The organism is Streptomyces durhamensis (genome assembly GCF_000725475.1).
GTDB lineage: Bacteria > Actinomycetota > Actinomycetes > Streptomycetales > Streptomycetaceae > Streptomyces > Streptomyces filipinensis.
Genome location: NZ_JNXR01000003.1, coordinates 196,137 through 214,639, shown reverse-complemented (window position 1 = coordinate 214,639; position 18,503 = coordinate 196,137). Strand labels below are relative to the sequence as shown.

Annotated in this window: 19 protein-coding genes and 2 pseudogenes; 7 read left to right on the top strand and 14 right to left on the bottom strand. The window is 72.7% G+C overall.

Annotated elements, in window-relative coordinates; translation table 11 throughout:
* Positions 1–17: 17 nt before the first annotated feature.
* Positions 18–98, bottom strand: coding sequence for a putative leader peptide (locus IO33_RS54025; RefSeq protein WP_373305757.1), 81 nt, complete (start codon positions 96–98; stop codon positions 18–20).
* An 83-nt stretch (positions 99–181) separates the two neighbouring features.
* Positions 182–595 (bottom strand): TlpA family protein disulfide reductase, encoded by a 414-nt coding sequence (locus tag IO33_RS0104635; protein ID WP_031160512.1) that lies wholly within the window; start codon positions 593–595, stop codon positions 182–184.
* Between the two features lie 75 nt (positions 596–670).
* On the opposite strand from IO33_RS0104635, the gene IO33_RS0104630 reads away from it, so the two are divergent.
* From IO33_RS0104630 to IO33_RS0104620, 3 genes are all read left to right on the top strand, one after another.
* Complete coding sequence (locus IO33_RS0104630; RefSeq protein ID WP_031160509.1) at positions 671–1,087, top strand: DUF4395 domain-containing protein; 417 nt, start codon at positions 671–673, stop codon at positions 1,085–1,087.
* A gap of 189 nt (positions 1,088–1,276) precedes the next feature.
* A complete protein-coding gene (locus tag IO33_RS0104625) occupies positions 1,277–2,005 on the top strand; it encodes a lysophospholipid acyltransferase family protein (RefSeq protein ID WP_031160507.1) in 729 nt (242 codons plus the stop codon).
* 116 nt (positions 2,006–2,121) lie between these two features.
* Entirely contained in the window at positions 2,122–3,174 is a 1,053-nt protein-coding gene (locus IO33_RS0104620; protein ID WP_031160505.1) for a hypothetical protein, read from the top strand.
* A 146-nt stretch (positions 3,175–3,320) separates the two neighbouring features.
* Here IO33_RS0104620 and IO33_RS0104615 read toward each other — a convergent pair whose 3' ends face one another.
* From IO33_RS0104615 to IO33_RS0104580, 8 genes are all read right to left on the bottom strand, one after another.
* Complete coding sequence (locus IO33_RS0104615; RefSeq protein WP_167349431.1) at positions 3,321–4,427, bottom strand: hypothetical protein; 1,107 nt, start codon at positions 4,425–4,427, stop codon at positions 3,321–3,323.
* A 399-nt stretch (positions 4,428–4,826) separates the two neighbouring features.
* Entirely contained in the window at positions 4,827–6,047 is a 1,221-nt protein-coding gene (locus IO33_RS0104610; protein ID WP_031160500.1) for a beta-ketoacyl-[acyl-carrier-protein] synthase family protein, read from the bottom strand.
* Complete coding sequence (locus IO33_RS0104605; protein WP_031160497.1) at positions 6,044–6,298, bottom strand: acyl carrier protein; 255 nt, start codon at positions 6,296–6,298, stop codon at positions 6,044–6,046. The genes IO33_RS0104610 and IO33_RS0104605 overlap by 4 nt, the downstream gene beginning before the upstream one ends.
* A gap of 44 nt (positions 6,299–6,342) precedes the next feature.
* Positions 6,343–7,353, bottom strand: a complete 1,011-nt coding sequence (locus IO33_RS0104600) for a 3-oxoacyl-ACP synthase III family protein (protein ID WP_031160494.1) — start codon at positions 7,351–7,353, stop codon at positions 6,343–6,345.
* 379 nt (positions 7,354–7,732) lie between these two features.
* The gene (locus IO33_RS0104595) at positions 7,733–8,326 is read right to left on the bottom strand and encodes a transglutaminase-like domain-containing protein (RefSeq protein ID WP_031160491.1); all 594 of its coding nucleotides are present in this window, start codon (positions 8,324–8,326) and stop codon (positions 7,733–7,735) included.
* Between the two features lie 86 nt (positions 8,327–8,412).
* Positions 8,413–9,483 carry a threonine aldolase family protein gene (locus IO33_RS0104590; protein ID WP_031160489.1) on the bottom strand — a complete coding sequence of 357 codons (1,071 nt, stop codon included), beginning with the start codon at positions 9,481–9,483 and terminating at the stop codon, positions 8,413–8,415.
* Complete coding sequence (locus IO33_RS0104585; RefSeq protein WP_031160487.1) at positions 9,480–10,235, bottom strand: SDR family NAD(P)-dependent oxidoreductase; 756 nt, start codon at positions 10,233–10,235, stop codon at positions 9,480–9,482. Before IO33_RS0104585 ends, IO33_RS0104590 begins: the two co-directional genes overlap by 4 nt.
* A gap of 38 nt (positions 10,236–10,273) precedes the next feature.
* A complete protein-coding gene (locus IO33_RS0104580; protein WP_031160485.1) occupies positions 10,274–11,671 on the bottom strand; it encodes a DUF6421 family protein in 1,398 nt (465 codons plus the stop codon).
* A gap of 392 nt (positions 11,672–12,063) precedes the next feature.
* Between IO33_RS0104580 and IO33_RS0104575 the strand changes: the two genes are divergently transcribed.
* Entirely contained in the window at positions 12,064–12,747 is a 684-nt protein-coding gene (locus IO33_RS0104575; RefSeq protein ID WP_063765731.1) for a glycerophosphodiester phosphodiesterase, read from the top strand.
* Between the two features lie 35 nt (positions 12,748–12,782).
* Here IO33_RS0104575 and IO33_RS0104570 read toward each other — a convergent pair whose 3' ends face one another.
* Positions 12,783–13,322, bottom strand: a complete 540-nt coding sequence (locus IO33_RS0104570; RefSeq protein ID WP_031160481.1) for a GNAT family N-acetyltransferase — start codon at positions 13,320–13,322, stop codon at positions 12,783–12,785.
* 70 nt (positions 13,323–13,392) lie between these two features.
* On the opposite strand from IO33_RS0104570, the gene IO33_RS0104565 reads away from it, so the two are divergent.
* On the top strand, positions 13,393–13,785 hold the full coding sequence (locus IO33_RS0104565; RefSeq protein ID WP_031160478.1) for a VOC family protein: 393 nt from the start codon (positions 13,393–13,395) through the stop codon (positions 13,783–13,785).
* On the opposite strand, the gene IO33_RS46920 is transcribed toward IO33_RS0104565, so the two are convergent.
* A complete protein-coding gene (locus IO33_RS46920; RefSeq protein ID WP_342448262.1) occupies positions 13,782–14,432 on the bottom strand; it encodes a class I SAM-dependent methyltransferase in 651 nt (216 codons plus the stop codon). The two genes, IO33_RS0104565 and IO33_RS46920, sit on opposite strands and share 4 nt — an antisense overlap.
* A 347-nt stretch (positions 14,433–14,779) precedes the next feature.
* Here IO33_RS46920 and IO33_RS0104560 point away from each other — a divergent pair.
* Together IO33_RS0104560 and IO33_RS0104555 are read left to right on the top strand one after the other, a co-directional pair.
* A pseudogene (locus IO33_RS0104560) lies at positions 14,780–15,010 on the top strand (VOC family protein); the annotation flags it as partial.
* Positions 15,011–15,082: 72 nt separating this feature from the next.
* A complete protein-coding gene (locus IO33_RS0104555; RefSeq protein WP_031160474.1) occupies positions 15,083–16,135 on the top strand; it encodes an aldo/keto reductase in 1,053 nt (350 codons plus the stop codon).
* 10 nt (positions 16,136–16,145) lie between these two features.
* Here IO33_RS0104555 and IO33_RS53755 read toward each other — a convergent pair whose 3' ends face one another.
* Both IO33_RS53755 and IO33_RS54020 read right to left on the bottom strand, forming a co-directional pair.
* On the bottom strand, positions 16,146–16,754 hold the full coding sequence (locus tag IO33_RS53755; RefSeq protein WP_037684888.1) for a MarR family transcriptional regulator: 609 nt from the start codon (positions 16,752–16,754) through the stop codon (positions 16,146–16,148).
* Positions 16,755–16,844: 90 nt separating this feature from the next.
* Positions 16,845–18,461: pseudogene (locus tag IO33_RS54020) on the bottom strand (FUSC family protein); the annotation flags it as partial.
* Positions 18,462–18,503: the final 42 nt, after the last annotated feature.

Sequence of the window (18,503 nt, the reverse complement as noted above, 5' to 3'; positions counted from 1 at the left end):
AGCGGGGCCGTCGGTGCTCAACAACGGGGACAGGTGGCGCTCGCGGTGCGGGCGAGGTCGACGTGGACCCGCCCGAAGAGAAGGAGTTCGGTCGGCATAGGGCCAGGCTGACGATCGACAGTGCGCACAGTCAAGCGCGGCCCGCGATCCGGAAGGCGCCGCGCCACCTCCTGAGGCCCCCTCACACGGCCTCCCCCACTGCCGCGATGACATCGGCCTTGCGGGGTTGTCCGGTGGCGCGCCGCACCACCCGTCCACCGGCGTCGAGGACCAGCACGGTGGGCGTCTTCAGGATCTGCAGTTCGCGTACGAGGTCCAGGTGGGCCTCGGCGTCGATCTCGACGTGAGCCACCCCGGGCACCAGGTCCGCGACCTCGCCGAGGATGCGCCTGGTGGCCCGGCAGGGCGCGCAGAAGGCGCTGGAGAACTGGACCAGCGTGGCCCGCTCACCGAGGTCGCCGCCCAGTTCGGCCGCTCCCAGCCGCTTGCCCTCGTCGCGCCCGCGCACCCGTACCCTCCCGCTCCGCCGCCTGTGCAGCACTCCGAAGGCGCTCGCCACGACGAGCACCGCCACGCACACCACCAGTCCGGTCATCATCCGCATCAGCATTCACGAGACTGCAAAGATTCCCGCCTCCCGCGGGACTTTCCGTTGCGGAATCCTTGATTCATGGACATCGACGTGAGGGGACCGCGCTTCGGCGCGGCCGTGACGACGGCCGTGCTGGCCGTGGCCCTGAGCCTGCAGAACACCTGGGTGCTGGGCTGGCAGACGCTCGTCTTCGCGCTCGGCGCCGCCGCGGGCGCGCACCGTTCGCCGTACGGCTGGGCGTTCCGCACGGCGGTACGGCCGCGGCTCGGGCCGCCGACGGAGTTCGAGGCGCCGGAGCCCCCGCGGTTCGCCCAGGCGGTGGGTCTGGTGTTCGCCGGGCTCGGACTGGCCGGCTTCACGGTGGGGCCGCAGTGGCTGGGGCTGGCCGCGACCGGGGCGGCGCTCGCCGCCGCGTTCCTGAACGCGGCGTTCGGCTACTGCCTGGGGTGCGAGATGTTCCTGCTCCTGAAGAGGGCCACGGTACGAGCGGAGTAAAAGGGGATTAAAGAACCGAGGTGGGGTGTGGGCCGACGTGACGAGGATCTCGCCGCCGCGGGGCACCAGGACTGGCTACCCGTCCGTTCTTCGGGCACGATCTGCGAGACGCCGTAAACCTACGGCTGCGTAACTTCCCCGCCGGGAGCCCCCCTTTCCCGAGCAGAGCAGAAAGGGCCCACCCCGCCCATGGCAGAGCTGGTCTACCGTCCCGTCATCGGTTTCGCCAAGACGTTGTTCAAGGTCTGGGACCTGAAGATCGACTGTCAGGGGTCGGAGAACATCCCGCGCTCGGGCGGCGCCGTGCTGGTCAGCAATCACATCAGCTATCTGGACTTCGTCTTCAACGGCCTGGCGGCCCTGCCGCAGAAGCGGCTGGTGCGCTTCATGGCGAAGGAGGCCGTCTTCCGGCACCGGATCTCCGGTCCGCTGATGCGCGGCATGAAGCACATCCCCGTGGACCGCGAGAAGGGCGAGGCGGCCTACGCGCACGCGCTGGACTCGCTGCGTTCCGGTGAGGTGATCGGGGTCTTCCCGGAGGCCACCATCTCGCAGTCGTTCACGCTGAAGAGCTTCAAGTCCGGTGCGGCCCGCCTCGCGCAGGACGCCGGCGTCCCGCTGATCCCGATGGCTGTGTGGGGCACCCAGCGGCTGTGGACGAAGGGCCAGCCCCGCAACTTCAAGCGCGACCACCTGCCCGTCACCATCCGCGTCGGCGAGGCGGTCGAGGCACCCCGCGACCAGTACGCGGGTGCCATCACCCGGCGGCTGCGCGAGGCCGTCCAGGAGCTGCTGGAGGCCGCGCAGCGCGCCTACCCGGGCCGCCCCAAGGGCACCGAGGACTCCTGGTGGCTGCCCGCCCACCTGGGTGGCACGGCTCCGACGGTGGAGCAGCTGCGGACGGCCGAGGCCCACTGACCTGCGCAACCTCGACCGGGGGGCTTGAGGGGGTTCAGCAGTACAGCGGCACGGCACCCGGAGACCCGCGGCGGCGTCCCGGCCGATAGGGTTCGCGATCGTGACGGGAGAGCCGGGTGGCTCTCGTGTGCCGACCGCTGTACGGGGGCTCGACGATGCGGCGCTGGTGGAAGGTGACGTTGGCGGCTGCGGCCGTGCTGGCCCTGGCCGGCTGGATCACCGCACCGTACGTGCGGGACTGGTGGCTGGTGCGCAGCGCCTGCGACGGCGCGGTGCCCTCCGGACCGGTGCGCGAACTCGCGGCCGGTGGCGGTCACTTCACGAAGGCGGACACGACGGCTCATCCCCGTCTCGGCGACTACGGCTGCACCTTGCGCTTCGAGGGCCAGGGCAGCGGCACGCTGGTCGTGCGGATGACCGCCTACACCCAACGGGACGACCAGGACGGCGAGTTCCAGGACGCCTTCCCTCAGGAGGGTTTCTCCTTCCTGCGTCCGATGCCGCAGGGTCTGCCCGGGTTCATCGACGATCTCGGCGACCTCCGGTTCCAGCTGCGCTGTCCGGATCTGGGACGGGACGCGGCGGGCCGGCCGCGCCGGATGCTGGTGACCGCCGTCCCCGGCCAGGCCACCGCCCGCACGAGCCACGCGGTCTACGAGACGGTCGTCCCACTGGTCAACTCCGCCTCACGGCACCTGGGGTGCGGCGCGAAGCCGCTGGCGGTGCCGGAGGGCGCCGCGGCGCCGGCGGATCCCCGCGAGCCGCAGCGGGCGGTTGCGGTCACCGCGGCGGGCGGCACGGCCTGCGGCTGGGTGGCCCGCGCGCGGATCCCCTCGGCCGCCGAGTGGCGGGTGGCGCCACTGATGAACGACGCGTCACCCGCGGGGCGTTGCGACCTGACCAGGCGCGGTGAGGCCGCGCAGACGAGCCAGAGCCTGCTGTTCGCCGCCTGGTACGGCGACTGGAGCAACCGCGTGGTCTCCTTCGACGGCGTGCGCCGCCCGCTGACGGCGACCGCCCGCTGCGACGGCGAGGCCGCCAACTTCGCCGTGAAGGCCTCGAAGGGGATCCCCGGTGTCGGCACGGCGGAGCAGCGCAGGCTGCTGAGGGCCTTCACGGAGGACCAGGTCCGGCGGCGGGGTTGCTCGGGGCTGCGCCTGACCGGCTGACCACCCCGGCGTGCTCCGTACGGCCGTGCCGTGGAGCGGCGGGCCGGGTGGTGGCGCAGGGCGTTCGCCGGGTTGTGCCGTAGGGCGGCGGGGCCGGGTCGTGCCGTAAGGCGCGGGGCCGGGTCGTGCCGTAGCGCGCCGGGCCGTCAGAACGGACCGTTGCGGTACGCCGTCAGATACGCGTCGTCGAGGATCTGCCGGATGGCCGCCGCCCGGCCGGCCGGTGCCTTCCGGGCCTCGGCCCAGGCGTCCACCGCCAGGAACATCTGCCGGCGGCCGTCCATGAGATCGCCCGGTACGGGTCCGCTCACCGGCCGCCCGGCGATGCCGCCCATGGACGGCCGCCCCGTCACCTGGTCCGGGGCCGCCCGGTAGGCGCCCCGGGTGTGCCGGCGCACCGACGCGTCGAAGGCGTCGGGATCGGCGATGTCGCCGTCGCGGGTGCCGTCCGCCCTGACGTGCATGAGGGTGCCGATGCGGCGCGCGATGTCCTCCAGGTCGTTGTCGACTCCGAGCGTGGGGGGCGAGGTCTTTTCTCCCGGTTCCTTCTCGGGGTGGTAGTCCGGGTCCGTGCCCTGGCGGGTGAGCCGCTCCAGATAGTGGGCGAGGTAGGCGCGTTCGGCGTCGTAGAGGAGGGCGAACGCCTCCGGGTCCCGGGCCAGTCGGGCGAAGAGGGGGCCCGGGTCGGCCGTCAGGGTGCCGGTGTGGTCGAAGCCGAAGTCCGGGTGTGCCTCACCGGGGGCGAGGAAGGGGCCGAAGCGGGACCAGCCGGCCTGGTCGGGGGCGGCATCCTCGCCGGAGGCGGCCGGGCCGGCGGCGTCCGGGTCGTCGAGGCTGAGCAGAGTGGTGTCGACGACGTAACCGGCGAGCACACGGGCCAGACCCGGCTCCGCGCCGGACGGCACATCGGCCTCGTGGTAGACCGCGCTGAGCGCGTACACGACGCGGGCCTGGGCCGTGGTGTGCGGCTTCTGGCCGTCTGCGCCGGTGGCGGCCGTCATCACCTGGCCGAGCGCACGACCGCCGTCGCCGCACAGGGTGCCGGACGGCAGGAGCACGCGTACGGCGTCGTAGCGGGACATGTCGTCGCCGGGGTCGAGAGCGCGGGTCGCCGACGCCGGGGCCTGCGCCAACTCCCTTGTCGTGGCGGGCAGCTCCTTGCACGAACGGCCCCTGAAGGCGAGCGGCACGGCGACGGCGCCCGCGAGCAGGGCCAGCGCCACGGCCGAGGCGAGCACCCGGTGCTCACGCACCCAGCCGAACCGCCCACCGGAGCCGCCGCCCTCCGCGCCCCCGGCACTTCGCGCTTGCGGACCGGCAGGGCCTTCCGGTCCGGCGGAGTCCGGCGCGTGCGGACCGGCGGGACCTTCCCGTTCGGCGGAGTCCGGCTGCCCGGCAGACCCCAGGCTCCCTCCGGCGAATGCCCCGCCGCTCGCGGCGAGTTCCCGCCCCCGCTCGGCGGATTCCCCGTTTCGGTCTGCCGCGGTCCGCTGCCCGCCTGAGCCCTCGCCCCCGGCTTCCCCCGGCGCGCCGGACGGCGTCGGTGCCGGCGTCTCCTTCGCTCCGGCGCTGTCGTCGTCTCCCGCTCCCCCGTTGCTCATGGCCGGGAGGTTAGCGAGTGCGACCGAGGCGGCGTCGGGCGGGGTGCCTGCTCAGCAAGAGGTGAGGACCAGGACGACGTTGTGGCCGCCGAAGCCGAAGGAGTGGCTCACCGCCGTGCGCACGTCCTGGCGGCGGGGGTGTTTGGTGACGCAGTCGATGTCGAACTCGGGCGCCGGCGCCTGGAGGTTCGCGACCGGCGGGACCCGCCGGTGCTGGAGGGTGAGGACCGTCAGCGCCGCCTCGATCGCCCCGGCCGCGCCGAGGGTGTGCCCGAGCACACCCTTGGCCGCGGTGACGCTCGGGCGGTGCGGCAGGACCCGGGCGATCAGCGCCGCCTCGGCGGCGTCGTTGAGCGCAGTCGAGGTGCCGTGCGCGTTGACGTGGTCCACGTCCTCAGGAGCCAGACCGGCCTCGGCGAGCGCCGTGCGCAGGGCGGCCTCGGCACCGTGGGCGTCCTCGGGCAGTGCCGTCGGGTGGTGGGCGTCGGACGTGCTGCCGCACCCGGCGAGCAGGGCGCGGGGCCGCACGCCGCGGGCGGTGGCGTCGGCGGTGCGCTCCAGGACGAGGATCCCGGCGCCCTCCGCCATGACGAAGCCGTCCCGGTCGGCGGCGAACGGGCGGGAGGCCGCGGCCCGGTCGGCCCGTTCGGAGAGTGCGCCCATGCGCCAGAAGCCGATGGTGCACACGCGGCTGACCGCGGCTTCGACGCCTCCCGTGACCGCGATGTCGCAGCGGCCGGCGGCGAGCAGGTCCCGGGCCGTGGCGATGGCACTGGCGCCGGAGGCGCAGGCCGTGGCGGGGCTGAGGCTGGGCCCGCGCGCCTGGAGGTCGATGGAGACCTCGCCCGTGCCGAGGTTCGGGATGATCATCGGAATGGCGAGGGGTGACGTCAGGTCGGCTCCGCGCTGTTCGAGACGCGCGTACTGCTCCTCCAGCTTCTCCAGCCCGCCCATGCCGCAGCCGATGACGGTGGCGACCCTGGCCCCGTCCCAGCCGACGGGGTCGAGCCCGGCGTCGCGGACCGCCTCCCGGGCCGCGAGCACGGCGAGCTTGGCGAAACGGCCCATGCGCCAGGCCTTGCGCCCGATCCGGCGGTCCAGGTCCCGCTCCGCGAGCGGGACCCGGCAGGAGAAGTCGACGGGCAGCCCGGCGAGGACGGGGTCCGGGGCGGCGGTGGCCCGACCCGCGCACACGCCGGTCCATGTGTCGTCGACGCCGATCCCGGCGGGTGTGACCAGTCCCAGGCCCGTCACGGCGATCGAGGCGCTCACGGGGCCGTCACCGTGTCCGAGGCGCGCAGTGTGTCGACGTACTCGGTGACTTCGGCGAGCGTGGTGGTCCGGGTGGCGTGCTCTGCGTCGATCTTCACGCCGAGCCTCTCGTCCAGGATCAGCGCGAACTCGGCCAGTGCGAGGGAGTCCAGTTCGAGCTGCTCCAGAGTGGCCTCGGGGCCGAGTTCGGCTTCCGGAACGAGGAAGCTGCCGGTCAGTACGGAGCGGATGATGTCGTAGGTGTCGGTCATGGCCTTTTCCTCAGGGGCGCGACGGTCGGGACTGCTGATGTGTGTCAGGGGTTCCACTCCAGGAGGACCAGCCCGCCGGAGGCGCCGCTGGCCAGCCCGAACAGGGCGACCAGGTCGCCCGGGCGCAACCGCCCCCGCCGCTCGGCTTGCGCGAGCTGCAGGGGAAGGCCGACGGTGGCGACGTTGCCGTAGGCCGTGAAGACGGGTACGACCTTGTCCTCGGGTACGCCGAGGGCGTCGAGGATGGTGTGGGTGAAGGCGACGGACGGCTGGTGCACGCACACGAGGTCCAGGTCTCCCGGCTTGCGGCCGGTCGCGTGCAGCGCCTCGAACGCGCGGGCCTCCAGGCCGGCGAAGGAGGCGGCGAGGGCCGCGGAGTCGAGCCGGACCGCGGGGGCGGGGGCTGACGGCCCGAGGTACGGGTTGGCGACGGTCGCGGCCGGCCAGCTCGACGAGTTGGCGCAGAACACGGCGGCACGGATGCCCGGCCGGTCGCTCGCCTCCACGAGCAGGGCGGCGCCGAGGTCGCCCAGCGTCAACGCGGGCAGCAGCAGGGCCAGTTCACCTCGGTCACGGACCGGCAGTGCGGACAGCCGGCTGCCGAGCTCGCCCGTGGCCACGAGTACGCGTGTGTACCGGCCCGCCCGGATCAGGGCGTCGGCGATCTCCAGGGCGTTCAGGACGCCGTTGCAGGCGTTCTGCACGTCGAAGACCGGGGCGGTGACGCCGAGTTTATGCGCCACGACATGGGCGGTGGCCGGCTCCTCGACGTCCTCGCTCACGGACGCGAAGATCAGCAGGTCGACGGCGTCGGGGGCCAGGCCGGCCTGATCCAGGGCGCGGCGGCCGGCCGCGGCGGCCAGATCGGAGGGCCAGCTGCCGGGCGGTGCGACGCGGCGTTCCTCGAAGCCGTACATCTGCCGCAGGATGCCGGGCATGACCCGTACCCCGGGGTTCCGGGAGCGGACCTCGTCCTCGATCTCCGTGCCGGTCTGACGGTCGGCGGGCACGTGGACGGCGACGCGACGGATCGTGCTGCAGCGGGGCTTGGTCATGGAAGTCGTGTCGTCTCCGCGGCGGGCCGCACTCGTCGTCGGGTGCCGCCGGTCGGCGGCTCGGGTCGGTGACTCGTGCAGTGAGGCGGCCCGGGCCAGTGAAGTGAGAAGGGGTGCCGCACCGCAATCGGACACCGCTCCGTGTGCACCCATTGGAGTGATCATGGTCCGGGTCTTCATACCGTGGGGTTACGCGCGGCACGAGGAGGATCTTCCGGGCCCGACAATGCTCCGGTGCCGCCGACCGGCGCCGGCTTCCCGCACACCGGCTGCGACCGCGCCCCGCGCCGGTTCGAGCACGGTGATGTGCGTCAGCGCTCCCTCGACGAGGGTGCGGGCGCTGCGCCGCCGGTGCCGCACGGAAGGGACGAGGTGAGCCTCACAGCGTGTCGGGAAGCGCCTTCCACAGGGAGGGGCGGTCGGGGGCCGCTTTCAGCGCGTCGAGGACGGCCGGGTGCGGTGCGGCGTACAGGAGCGGATGGTCCCGCTCACCCGAGGCGGGGTCGGGGATCCAGGCCAGACGCTCGCCGTCCAGGGAGAACCGGGCGTCGACTCCGGGTTTGTTCCCGCGCGGGTCCTGCCGGTGCCAGGCGCCGTGGAAGCGGACGGCGACCAGACCGTGCAGGGCATGACCGCTGCCGTCGTCGTGCGTCAGGCGTTGGTAGCACAGGGCCGTGGGGATGTCCTCGGCGCGCAGCAGGGCCGCGAGGGCGTGGGACTTGGCGTGGCAGATGCCGGTGCCCAGCCGCAGGACGTCGGAGGCGCGCCAGGTGACGCGGAGGTCGCCGGCGTCCTGGGAGTGCGGGATGGTGTCCCGGACGAATTCATAGGCGGCTCGTGCATAGGCATACGAGTCGGTCGCGCCTGCGGCCAGCCGCCCGGCCGTCTCCCGGACCACAGGATGGTGATGGTCGATGACCTCGTCGGCGGCCAAGTAGGCGGAGAGGTCGGCGGTGTTCTGGATCAGCTCCATGGCCGCAGAGCATAGGAATGCGACCACTCGACAGTCAATGACTTTTCAAGCAGTCGCATACCTATGCATCACTGGCGACGATCGCGCTAGCGGGCCATCTCCTCCTTGAGGGCGGCCACGAAGCTGTCGACGTCCTCCTCCGTGGTGTCGAAGGAGCACATCCAGCGCACGACCCCGGCGGCCTCGTCCCAGAAGTAGAACCGGAAGCGCTTCTGCAGGCGCTCGGACACGTCGTTCGGGAGCTTCGCGAAGACGCCGTTGGCCTGCACCGGGTAGAGGATCTCCACGCCGTGCACCGCGCGCACGCCCTCGGCGAGCCGTTGCGCCATCTCGTTGCCGTGCCGGGCGTTGCGCAGCCACAGGTCCTTCGCCAGCAGCGCCTCCAGCTGCACCGACACGAAGCGCATCTTGGAGGCCAGCTGCATCGACATCTTCCGAAGGTGCTTCATCTGCCGCACCGCGTCCTGGTTAATGACCACGACCGCCTCGCCGAAGACGGCGCCGTTCTTGGTCCCGCCCAGCGAGAGGATGTCGACGCCGACCGCGTTGGTGAACGTCCGCATGGGCACGTCCAGCGAGGCGGCCGCGTTGGCTATCCGGGAGCCGTCCAGGTGCACCTTCATGCCGCGAGCATGGGCGTGCTCGCAGATCGCGCGGATCTCCTCGGGCGTGTACAGGGTCCCCAGCTCGGTGCTCTGGGTGATCGACACCACCTGGGGCATCGCGCGGTGCTCGTCCTCCCAGCCCCACGCCTGCCGGTCGATCAGCTCGGGGGTGAGCTTGCCGTCGGGCGTGGGGACGGTCAGCAGCTTCAGGCCGCCCATCCGCTCGGGCGCGCCACCCTCGTCGACGTTGATGTGCGCGCTCTCGGCGCAGATCACCGCACCCCAGCGGTCGGTGACGGCCTGGAGCGCGACCACGTTCGCACCGGTGCCGTTGAAGACCGGGAAGGCCTCCGCGGTGGCGCCGAAGTGGCCGCGGATGATCCGCTGGAGGTTCTCGGTGTACTCGTCCTCGCCGTACGCCACCTGATGGCCGCCGTTGGCCAGGGCCAGGGCGGCCATCACCTCCGGGTGGGCTCCGGCGTAGTTGTCACTGGCGAAACCGCGGACCTGCGGGTCGTGGTGGCGACGCGCGTCGGTCTTGGGAGGGTTCACGGCTTCTCGGTCAGCCACAGACGGTTTCCGTTCACTTCGGCGGCGGACTTGCTCCAGACGCCTTCGATGGCCTCGGCCAGGTCCTTGACGTCCGTGAAGCCCGCGAACTTCGCGTTGGGGCGCTCGGCGCGCATCGCGTCGTGCACCAACGCCTTCACCACCAGGATCGTAGCCGCGGACGTCGGCCCCTCGGCGCCCCCCGCCTTGCGGAAGAAGTCGCCCATGGCGAGCGTCCACGCCTCGGCGGCGGCCTTGGCCGCGGAGTACGCCGCGTTGCCGGCGGTGGGCTTGGAGGCACCGGCCGCGCTGATCAGGACGTACCGGCCGCGCTCGCTGCGCTGCAGCGCCTCGTGAAAGGCCAGGGAGGTGTGCTGCACGGTCTTGACGAGCAGCAGCTCCAGGAAGTCCCAGTCGTCGAGGCTGGTCTTGGTGAAGGTCTCGCTGCCGCGCCAGCCGCCGACCAGGTGCACCAGGCCGTCGACGCGCCCGAAGTCCTTCTCGATGTGGGCGGCCCAGTCCCGGGTGGACTGCAGGTCGAGCAGGTCCACCGTGTCACCGGTGACGGTGGCGCCACCGGACGCGTACCGGGCCGCGTCCACGGCCTCGGACAGCCGCTGCGGGTCGTTGTCCGCGCCCACGACGGTCGCCCCGGCCTCGGCCAGGCGCATCAGGGTGGCACGCCCGGCGGGTCCGCCCGCGCCGGCCACCGCGATCACCGCACCGCTGAGCGGCCCGTTCGCCCCGTTCCCCATGATCTTCCCCTCTGCAGCAGTGTTCTGGACGCGGTCGCTCACGCGGCGACCGGCTCGGCGCTGTCCGCCGTGATGCCCTTGGTGGAGGCGATCACATTCTTCAGCTTCTTGGACAGGGCCTCGTAGAACATGCTCAGCGGAAACTCGTCCGCGAGCACGTCGTCCACGAGCTTGCGCGGCGGCTGGGTCAGGTCCAGGGCGTCGGGGCCCTTGGCCCACTTGGAACCGGGGTGCGGGGCGAGGTAGGTGCGGACCAGTTCGTAGCCGGCGAACCAGTGCACCAGCTTCGGGCGGTCGATGCCGTCCTTGTACAGCTTCTCGATCTCGGCGCACAGCTCGTTGGTGACCTGCGGGGCGCGGTCCCAGTCGATGGAGAGCTTGTTGTCGGTCCAGCGGATGACGTCGTGCTTGTGCAGGTAGGCGAAGAGCAGCTGGCCGCCGACGCCGTCGTAGTTGCGCACGCGGTCACCGGTGACCGGGAAGCGGAACATGCGGTCGAAGAGCACCGCGTACTGCACGTCACGGGCCTGCGGGACGCCGTCCGCCTGGAGCTTGACGGCCTCCTTGAAGGCGGTCAGGTCGCAGCGCAGCTCCTCCAGGCCGTACATCCAGAACGGCTGGCGCTGCTTGATCATGAACGGGTCGAACGGCAGGTCGCCGTGGCTGTGGGTGCGGTCGTGGACCATGTCCCACAGCACGAAGGCCTCTTCGCAGCGCTTCTGGTCGTGGACCATCGCGGCGATGTCCTCGGGCAGCTCAAGCCCCAGGATGCCGACCGCCGCGGCGGTGACCCGCCGGAAGCGCGCGGCCTCGCGGTCGCAGAAGATGCCACCCCAGGAGAAACGTTCCGGCGCCTCGCGTACGGCGATGGTCTCCGGGAAGAGGACGGCCGAGTTGGTGTCGTAGCCGGCGGTGAAGTCCTCGAAGGTGATGCCGCAGAACAGCGGGTTGTCGTAGCGCGTGCGCTCCAGCTCGGCCAGCCAGTCGGGCCAGACCATGCGCAGCACGACCGCCTCCAGGTTGCGGTCCGGGTTGCCGTTCTGCGTGTACATCGGGAAGACGACCAGGTGCTGCAGGCCGTCCGCGCGCTGCGCGGCGGGCTGGAAGGCCAGCAGGGAGTCCAGGAAGTCCGGCACCTGGAAGCCGCCCTCGGCCCAGCGGTGCAGGTCCTTCACGAGGGCCTGGTGGTAGGCCTCGTCGTGCGGGAGCAGCGGGGACAGCTCTTCGACCGCGTCGACGACACGCCGTACGGCGGTCTCGGCGTCCGCCGCGGACGGGGCACCCTCGGCGTCGAAGTCGATCGATCCGTCCTTGGACTGCCATGGCCGGATCTGCTCCACGGCATCCTTGAGCACGGGCCAGGCCGGATGCTCCACCACCCTGGTAAGCGAAGAAACCTGTCCCTTCGCACCCGCCTGCACAAGAATTTCCGTCATGTCCCATCCTCCACGGGAGAAGCTCGCGTAAGGACACCGTATGCATACCCCGTTTCAGCCAGCAAGAGGCAAGCTCAGGAAATTATTCTGTCCACCGCCTTGGTCACCGATATTTTTCCTGCCGTAAACCGTGACGGCGCTCACTTCCGTCGCCTCGGCCCGACACTCGCCGGCGCGACACAGAGCGGTCAAGCGTGCGGGGACTCGCCCACGACAGGGTGACGGCGGGGGCGCATACCGGCCAGCAGACGCCCGCCACACACCCGGATGCCTCGTGCACGTGCGGGTTCATCGCCGGGCCCGGCCATTAGGCTGCGACTCTGCCCGCGCGGACGACGGCGTCCGCCCGTCCCGCGCGTGCCGAGCCGCCGTCGACGGAAGCGAGTTGAACCTTGAACTTCCTTACCATCGGTCACCGCGGGGTCATGGGTGTCGAGCCCGAGAACACCCTTCGTTCCTTCGTCGCCGCGCAGGACGCCGGCCTCGACCTGATCGAACTCGATCTGCACCTGAGCAAGGACGGCGCCCTCGTCGTCATGCACGACGCGGAGGTGGACCGTACGACCGACGGCACCGGAGCGATCGCCGACAAGACCCTGGCCGAGCTGCGGTCCCTGGACGCGGGTCGCGGCGAGCGGGTGCCGGTGTTCGAGGAGGTGCTGGACGCGGTGCGGACACCGCTGCAGGCGGAGATCAAGGATGTGGCGGCGGCCCGGGCCCTCGCGGCGGTGATGCGCGAGCGCGACCTGGTCGGGCGCGTGGAGGTGTCCTCCTTCCACGACGACGCGGTCGCCGAGATCACGCGGCTCGTGCCAGGGGTGCGCACGGCGCTGGTCACCAGCCGCTACGGCACGGACGTGGTGGAGCGGGCGGTCGCCGTGGGCGCGGCGACCGTCTGCCTCAACATCCGCCGGCTGACCCTGGAGGTCGTCGAGCACGCGCGCGCGTCCGGGCTGCGGATCATCGGCTGGGTCGTCAACACCCAGGATCATCTCCGGCTGGTACGCGCCCTGGAGCTGGACGGCGCGACGACCGACTTCCCGCAGATCAAACGCACCGGGCGCTTCACCGCGTAGGGGTCGCGCGGCGCGCTGGGGTCAACCCGGAACCCTCACGCGAGCTTCTTGACCAGCAGCTCGAACTGCAGGTCGGCGCGCTGCGGGATGCCGAAGCGCTCGTCGCCGTACGGGAACGGGCTCATCTTTCCCGTACGGCGGTAGCCGCGGCGCTCGTACCAGGCGATCAGGTCGTCCCGCACGGAGATCACCGTCATGTGCATCTCGGTGACGCCCCAGGTCTCACGGACCCGGCGCTCCGCCTCCGTCATGACCGTCCTGCCGAGGCCCGCGCCCTGCAGGCCGGGGCTGACCGCGAACATGCCGAAGTAGGCGTGGTCGCCGCGGTGTTCCAGCTGGCAGCAGGCGACGATCCGGCCGTCCTGCTCCACCGTCAGCAGCCGGCTGTCGGGCGACTTGATGACCTCCAGCACGCCCTCCGGGTCCGTCCGCTGTCCCTCCAGGATGTCCGCCTCGGTGGTCCACCCGGCCCGGCTGGCGTCCCCGCGGTAGGCCGACTCGATCAGCGTGACCAGCGCGTCGACGTCGGCGTCGGTGGCGTCGCGGAAGATGGGTCCGGTGGAGGCGGTGTCCATGGGGCGGCCTTTCGGTCTCGGGCGTGGCAGAGCCAGGGTCGAGGGTAACCCTGCCCTAGGCTGCGCCTGCATGGTGCACGTACTCAGCAGCCGGACCCTGCTCACCCCCACCGACCCCGAGCGCTCCCGGGCCTTCTACGGCGGGCAGCTGGGGCTCGCCGTCTACCGCGAGTTCGGTACGGGACCCGAGCGCGGGACGGTCTACTTCCTCGGCGGCGGCTTCCTGGAGGTCTCGGGCAGGTCCGAGACGCCTCCGTCGCCCGCGGTCCGGCTCTGGTTGCAGGTGGACGACGTGACGGCCGCGCACGAGGAGCTGCGGGCGAAGGGCGTCCCGGTCGTCCGGCCGCCCGTGAAGGAGCCGTGGGGCCTGGTCGAGATGTGGATCGCCGACCCGGACGGCACCCGCATCGCGCTGGTGGAGGTCCCCGCCGACCATCCGCTGCGGTACCGGCCGGGGACCTAGCAGCCCGGCCCCGTCCCCCGTTCTGGTCCCGGCGGTGAGCAGGTGGCCGCTGACGCCGAGCAGCGAGGGCACGGACTCGGTCCGCCGCATCGCCGCCAGGACCGGCGTCCGGCGCTGCGGGTCGCCGAGCCGGGACGCGATGTCGCCCATCGGCCAGGCCGCGCCTTCGAGGCCGTACCGCGCGTGCGGTGTCGGGCCGGGGTCCGCGCACTCGACGGGGACGCCCTCCGGTGTGTGGAGGTACGCCATGGTGAACATCGCCTTGGGCCCGTGGCCGGGCCGCCGCCACCCGTCCCCGGCCGCGGCGTCGATGCTCGGGCGTCGGCCGGCGTCGAAGTACAAGCCCCTGGCGAGGGTGTCGTGCAGTCCCGCGAACCGGTTGATCGTGGCGGCGACCACGAGCCCTTCGGGCCGTACCACCCCTCGTGCCTCGGCGAGGGTTCGCACCCGGTCGCGCGCTCGGGCAGGTCATAGAGCGGGCCGAGGAGCAGCACGACGTCCACGGACGCGTCCGGCACGTCCAGGGCGCGGGCGCCGCCGTGGCGGGCCCGCACGCCCGGCAGCAGCGCCGCCCGTGCGACGTGCCCGGGTACCGGGTCGAGGAGTTCCACATCATGGCCGTCCGCGGCGACCCGCTCGGCGTGCACGCCGCTGCCGCCGCCCACGTCGAGGATCCGGACCGGGCCGGGCGGCAGGATCCGGCGCAGGACGTCCTGATTGCGCCGGAACTCCAGGCGGCCGGTGCCCGTGCGGAGCCGGGCGTCCTCCTGGTCACGTCCGTGGTACTCGGCGATCTCCCCGGCCGCGAAGGTGCCGTGGTGTCCTCGGGCTCCAGAGCCGGAACCCTTGTGCACCGCGCTCCGCCCCGGCAGGTGCTGTCCCGCGCCCGCGGGGCCGTCCCGGACAGCCGGGGCGGGAAGCCGGGGTTACCGTGCCGGGAGAGGCCTCTGTGCGGTGCGGCAGTCCGCCCCGGCCGGGAGGATCCGTCAGCGAGGACTTCGGCGGTATGGCGGACATGGGCGACCGGTACCCGCCCGAGGTGCCGCCGCACTGGCTGCCGTACTTCGCGGTGGACGACGTGGACGCGACGGCCGGGATCGCGGAGCGGGCGGGTGGTGCCGTCGTGCTGGCGCCCGTCTCGGTGCCGGACGGCCCGCGCACCGCGGTGCTGCGGGATCCGCAGGGCGCGGCGTTCGGTGTGCACCGGGCCGGTGCGGAGGGCTGAGCGGCGCGCTTGCCTTGGAGAGCACTCCAGCTCCTAGCGTCGCAGACACCACCTGCCGAAAGGGAAGCACACGTGCGGTACACACTGTTCGGACGGACCGGTCTGCGCGTCAGCGAGCTGGCGCTCGGCACGATGACCTTCGGGGACGACGTGGAATGGGGCGCCGACCAGGCGACCAGCGCCCGGATCCTCGACTCCTACGCCGACGCGGGCGGCAACGTCCTCGACACCGCGAACAACTACACCTCGGGCAGTTCCGAGCGGATCCTCGGCGAACTGCTGTCCGGGCGCCGCGACCGGTTCGTGCTGGCGAGCAAGTACACCTGCGGCACCCGCGACGGCGACCCCAACGCCGCGGGCAACCACCGCAAGAACCTGGTGCAGTCGGTCGAGGAGAGCCTGCGGCGGCTGCGCACCGACCGGCTCGACGTGCTGTGGGTGCACGCCCGGGACAACTTCACGCCGGTGGAGGAGGTGATGCGTGCCCTGGACGACGTCGTGCGGGCCGGCAAGGTGCTCTACGTGGGTGTGTCGGACTGGCCGGCCTGGGAGATCGCCCAGGCCAACACCCTGGCCGAACTGAGGGGTTGGACGAGCTTCGCCGGCTCGCAGCTGCGGTACAGCCTGCTGGAGCGCACCCCGGAGCGGGAACTGCTCCCGCAGGCCCGGGCGTTCGATCTCGCCGTGTTCGCCTGGGCACCGCTGGCGGCGGGCAGGCTCACGGGGAAGTACCGGCGCGGGGAGCGGGGCCGGCTGGACGTGCTGGGAGAGCGGCCCAAGGCGTGGGAGGAGGATGTCATCGGGGTGGTCCTGGACGTCGCCGAGCAGGGCGGCTGGAGCCCGGCACAGGTGGCCCTGGCCTGGCTGCTGGGCCGGCCCGGGAACGTCGTACCGATCATCTCCGCCACCAGGCCGGAGCAGCTCGCGGACAACCTCGCGAGCACCGGGGTACGGCTGGACGAGGAAGCGGTGAAGCGGCTGGACGAGGTGAGCGCGGTCCCGCTGGGCTTCCCGCACGACTTCCTGCGCGAGCCGCCCGTCACGCGCAACGTGTACGGCGACCGCTGGCCGGACATCGAGGACCGCCGGTCCACCCACCGCCGCACGGCGCACGACGTGCTGTAGGCGCGCGCTCCTAGGCGCGCAGCGCGCCCATGTGGCCTTCCAGGCGGCTGAGCAACTCGGCGAGCAGGCCGGCGAGTTCTCCCTGACCGTCGGGGGTCAGCACCGACAGCACGGCGGTCTCGTAGGCGAGTTGGTCCGGGAGGATGCCGTCGACCAGGTCGCGGCCGGCGTCGGTGAGACGGAGGTGGGCGACGCGGCGGTCGCGGGTGTCGCCGCGCCGCTCGACCAGACCGCGCTCGGTCAGCTGCTTGACCCGCTTGGTGACGGCGGCCCCGGAGGAGAAGGTCTCCCGGGCCAGCTCCCCCGGGGTCAGCTCGTGCCCGGTGCGGCGCAGCGCCCCCAGCAGGTCGAACTCGGGACGGCTGAGCTCGGCCCGGCGCAGCGGCGCGTCCTCCGCCTGCTGGAGCAGCGCGGCACAGCGGTTGATCCGGCCGATGACCTCCATGGGCCCGGTGTCCAGCTCGGGGTGGACGGTCTGCCACTGCCGGACCACGGTGGCGACGGTGTCATGACGGCCGGCGGTGCGGGTGCCCGCGCCGGGGGCGGTGTCCGTGCCGCCGGCGGTGTCCGTGCCGGCCGTGTCCTGCGCCGGCGTCCGTGCGCCGTTCGTCGCCGTCATGGCCGTATGTCCTCCGTCGTCCTGCCCTGGTCCCGGTCCCTGCCGTCGTCCTGATGCCGGCCCGGGGCCTGAGTGGTCCTGGTTCCACGGTACGAGCCCCTGGCGTCGTACCGTCGCCGCGAGCGTACGGTGTCCGGACCGCTCGGCGAGTACGACCCGCTCCTCGGGCAGGGCGCGCTGCCACCACTCGCCGGACGCGGCGTCGGCCGTGGCGCGCAGATCGACGAGCGCCGCGGCGAGGGTGCGGCGGGCGGACTCCAGGGCGCCGGGTGCCGGGTGCGGCTCGGCCAGCAGCCGGGCGGCGTTCTCGCGGGCGCGTTCCGCGGTGGTCGACGCGTGTTCGAGCCGGTCGCCCGCGCGCCGGTTGGTGACGGCGACGGCCGCGACGAAGCCGACCAGCGCGCCGACGAGGGTGTCCGCGACGCGCTCGGTGATCAGCTCGGCCGGGTCCTGGGCGCGGGCGAACTCGGTGACGAGCAGGGCCATCGGGGTGACGCAGACGGTGCCCAGCCAGTAGTTGCGGCCGATCAGCGCCTCCGCGCCGAAGTTGAGGGCCAGGGTGCACAGCACCAGGACGGCCGGGTGGAGATGGGCGAGCGGGGCAAGCGCGGCGAAGAGGAGCACGCCGGCGAGGTTGCCGACCACACGCTGGATGCCGCGGCTCCAGGTGAGTGTGACGTTGGCCTGGTAGAGGGAGGCCGCGGTGACCAGCGCCCAGTAGGGACGGCCGACCCCGAGCGCGAGGGAGGCGTAGCCGGCCAGGGCGCAGCCGGTCGCGGTGCGCACGGCGAACGGGGCGAGGGGGGCCAGGCGGTGCCGCAACGGCCTTCGGGGCAGGGCGACTTCGGCGTCCACGCCGAGGAGTTCGCCGGCGGCCTCGGCCGTGGCGACGACGCGCGGGATCCGGCCGGTGCCGCGCAGCGCGCGGGCCCATGCGCGCAGCCGTGCGGGATCGGTGTCGGCGGGGGCGCAGAGGGCGACCTCGGCGCGGACGAGGAGCCGTTCCAGGGCGCGCCGGGTGCGGTCGGGCCGGGCGCCCGCGGCGAGCAGCGACTGCCAGGCGGCGTGGACCGCGGCGGCGGCCGAGGCGCGGGCGCGGGCGTGACCGTCGCCGGTGCCGCGCGTGTCGGCGTATCCGGCGGCGGCGTTCAGGGCCTGGGCGGTGGCGCGGCGCTCGGGGCCGTGCGGGCGGAGCAGTCCGGGCGCCATGCCGACCAGCCAGGCCCAGACGCCGGCCGTCAGGGCCAGCCCGAGGTGGGCGGGCACCTGGGCGAGGGTCTGTGGCGCGAACAGCGAGGCGGAGCTGATGAAGGTCAGCACCACGTGGGCGGGCGGTCCGAGGCGGGTGGCGTCGCACGCCGTCTTCTGGACGGCCGCCATCACGGCGCCGACGGTGACCAGCACGACGGGATCGGCGGTGAGCGACGCGGTGAGCAGGGCGACGGCCAGGCCGCCGGTCATGCCGAGCACGACCCACGCGAGAACGCGGGCGCGGGCGGCGTAGGGCCGGTTGTGGCCGTAGAGCGCGCACAGCGATCCGGCCATCGTGTACATCGCGAGGTCGAGGCGGCCGAGGGCCAGCAGGATCAGGTTGGGCGGGGCGACCGCGGCGACCACGCTCAGCGCGGGCTTGAACCAGATGTCGGACGGCCGCCCGAGGCGGAGCACTCCGGCGAGGGGAAGTCGGTGGGGGGTCGCACTGCTCATGCCATCAATTTAACATGTGTTTTACTCGTGAAATTTCTCGTG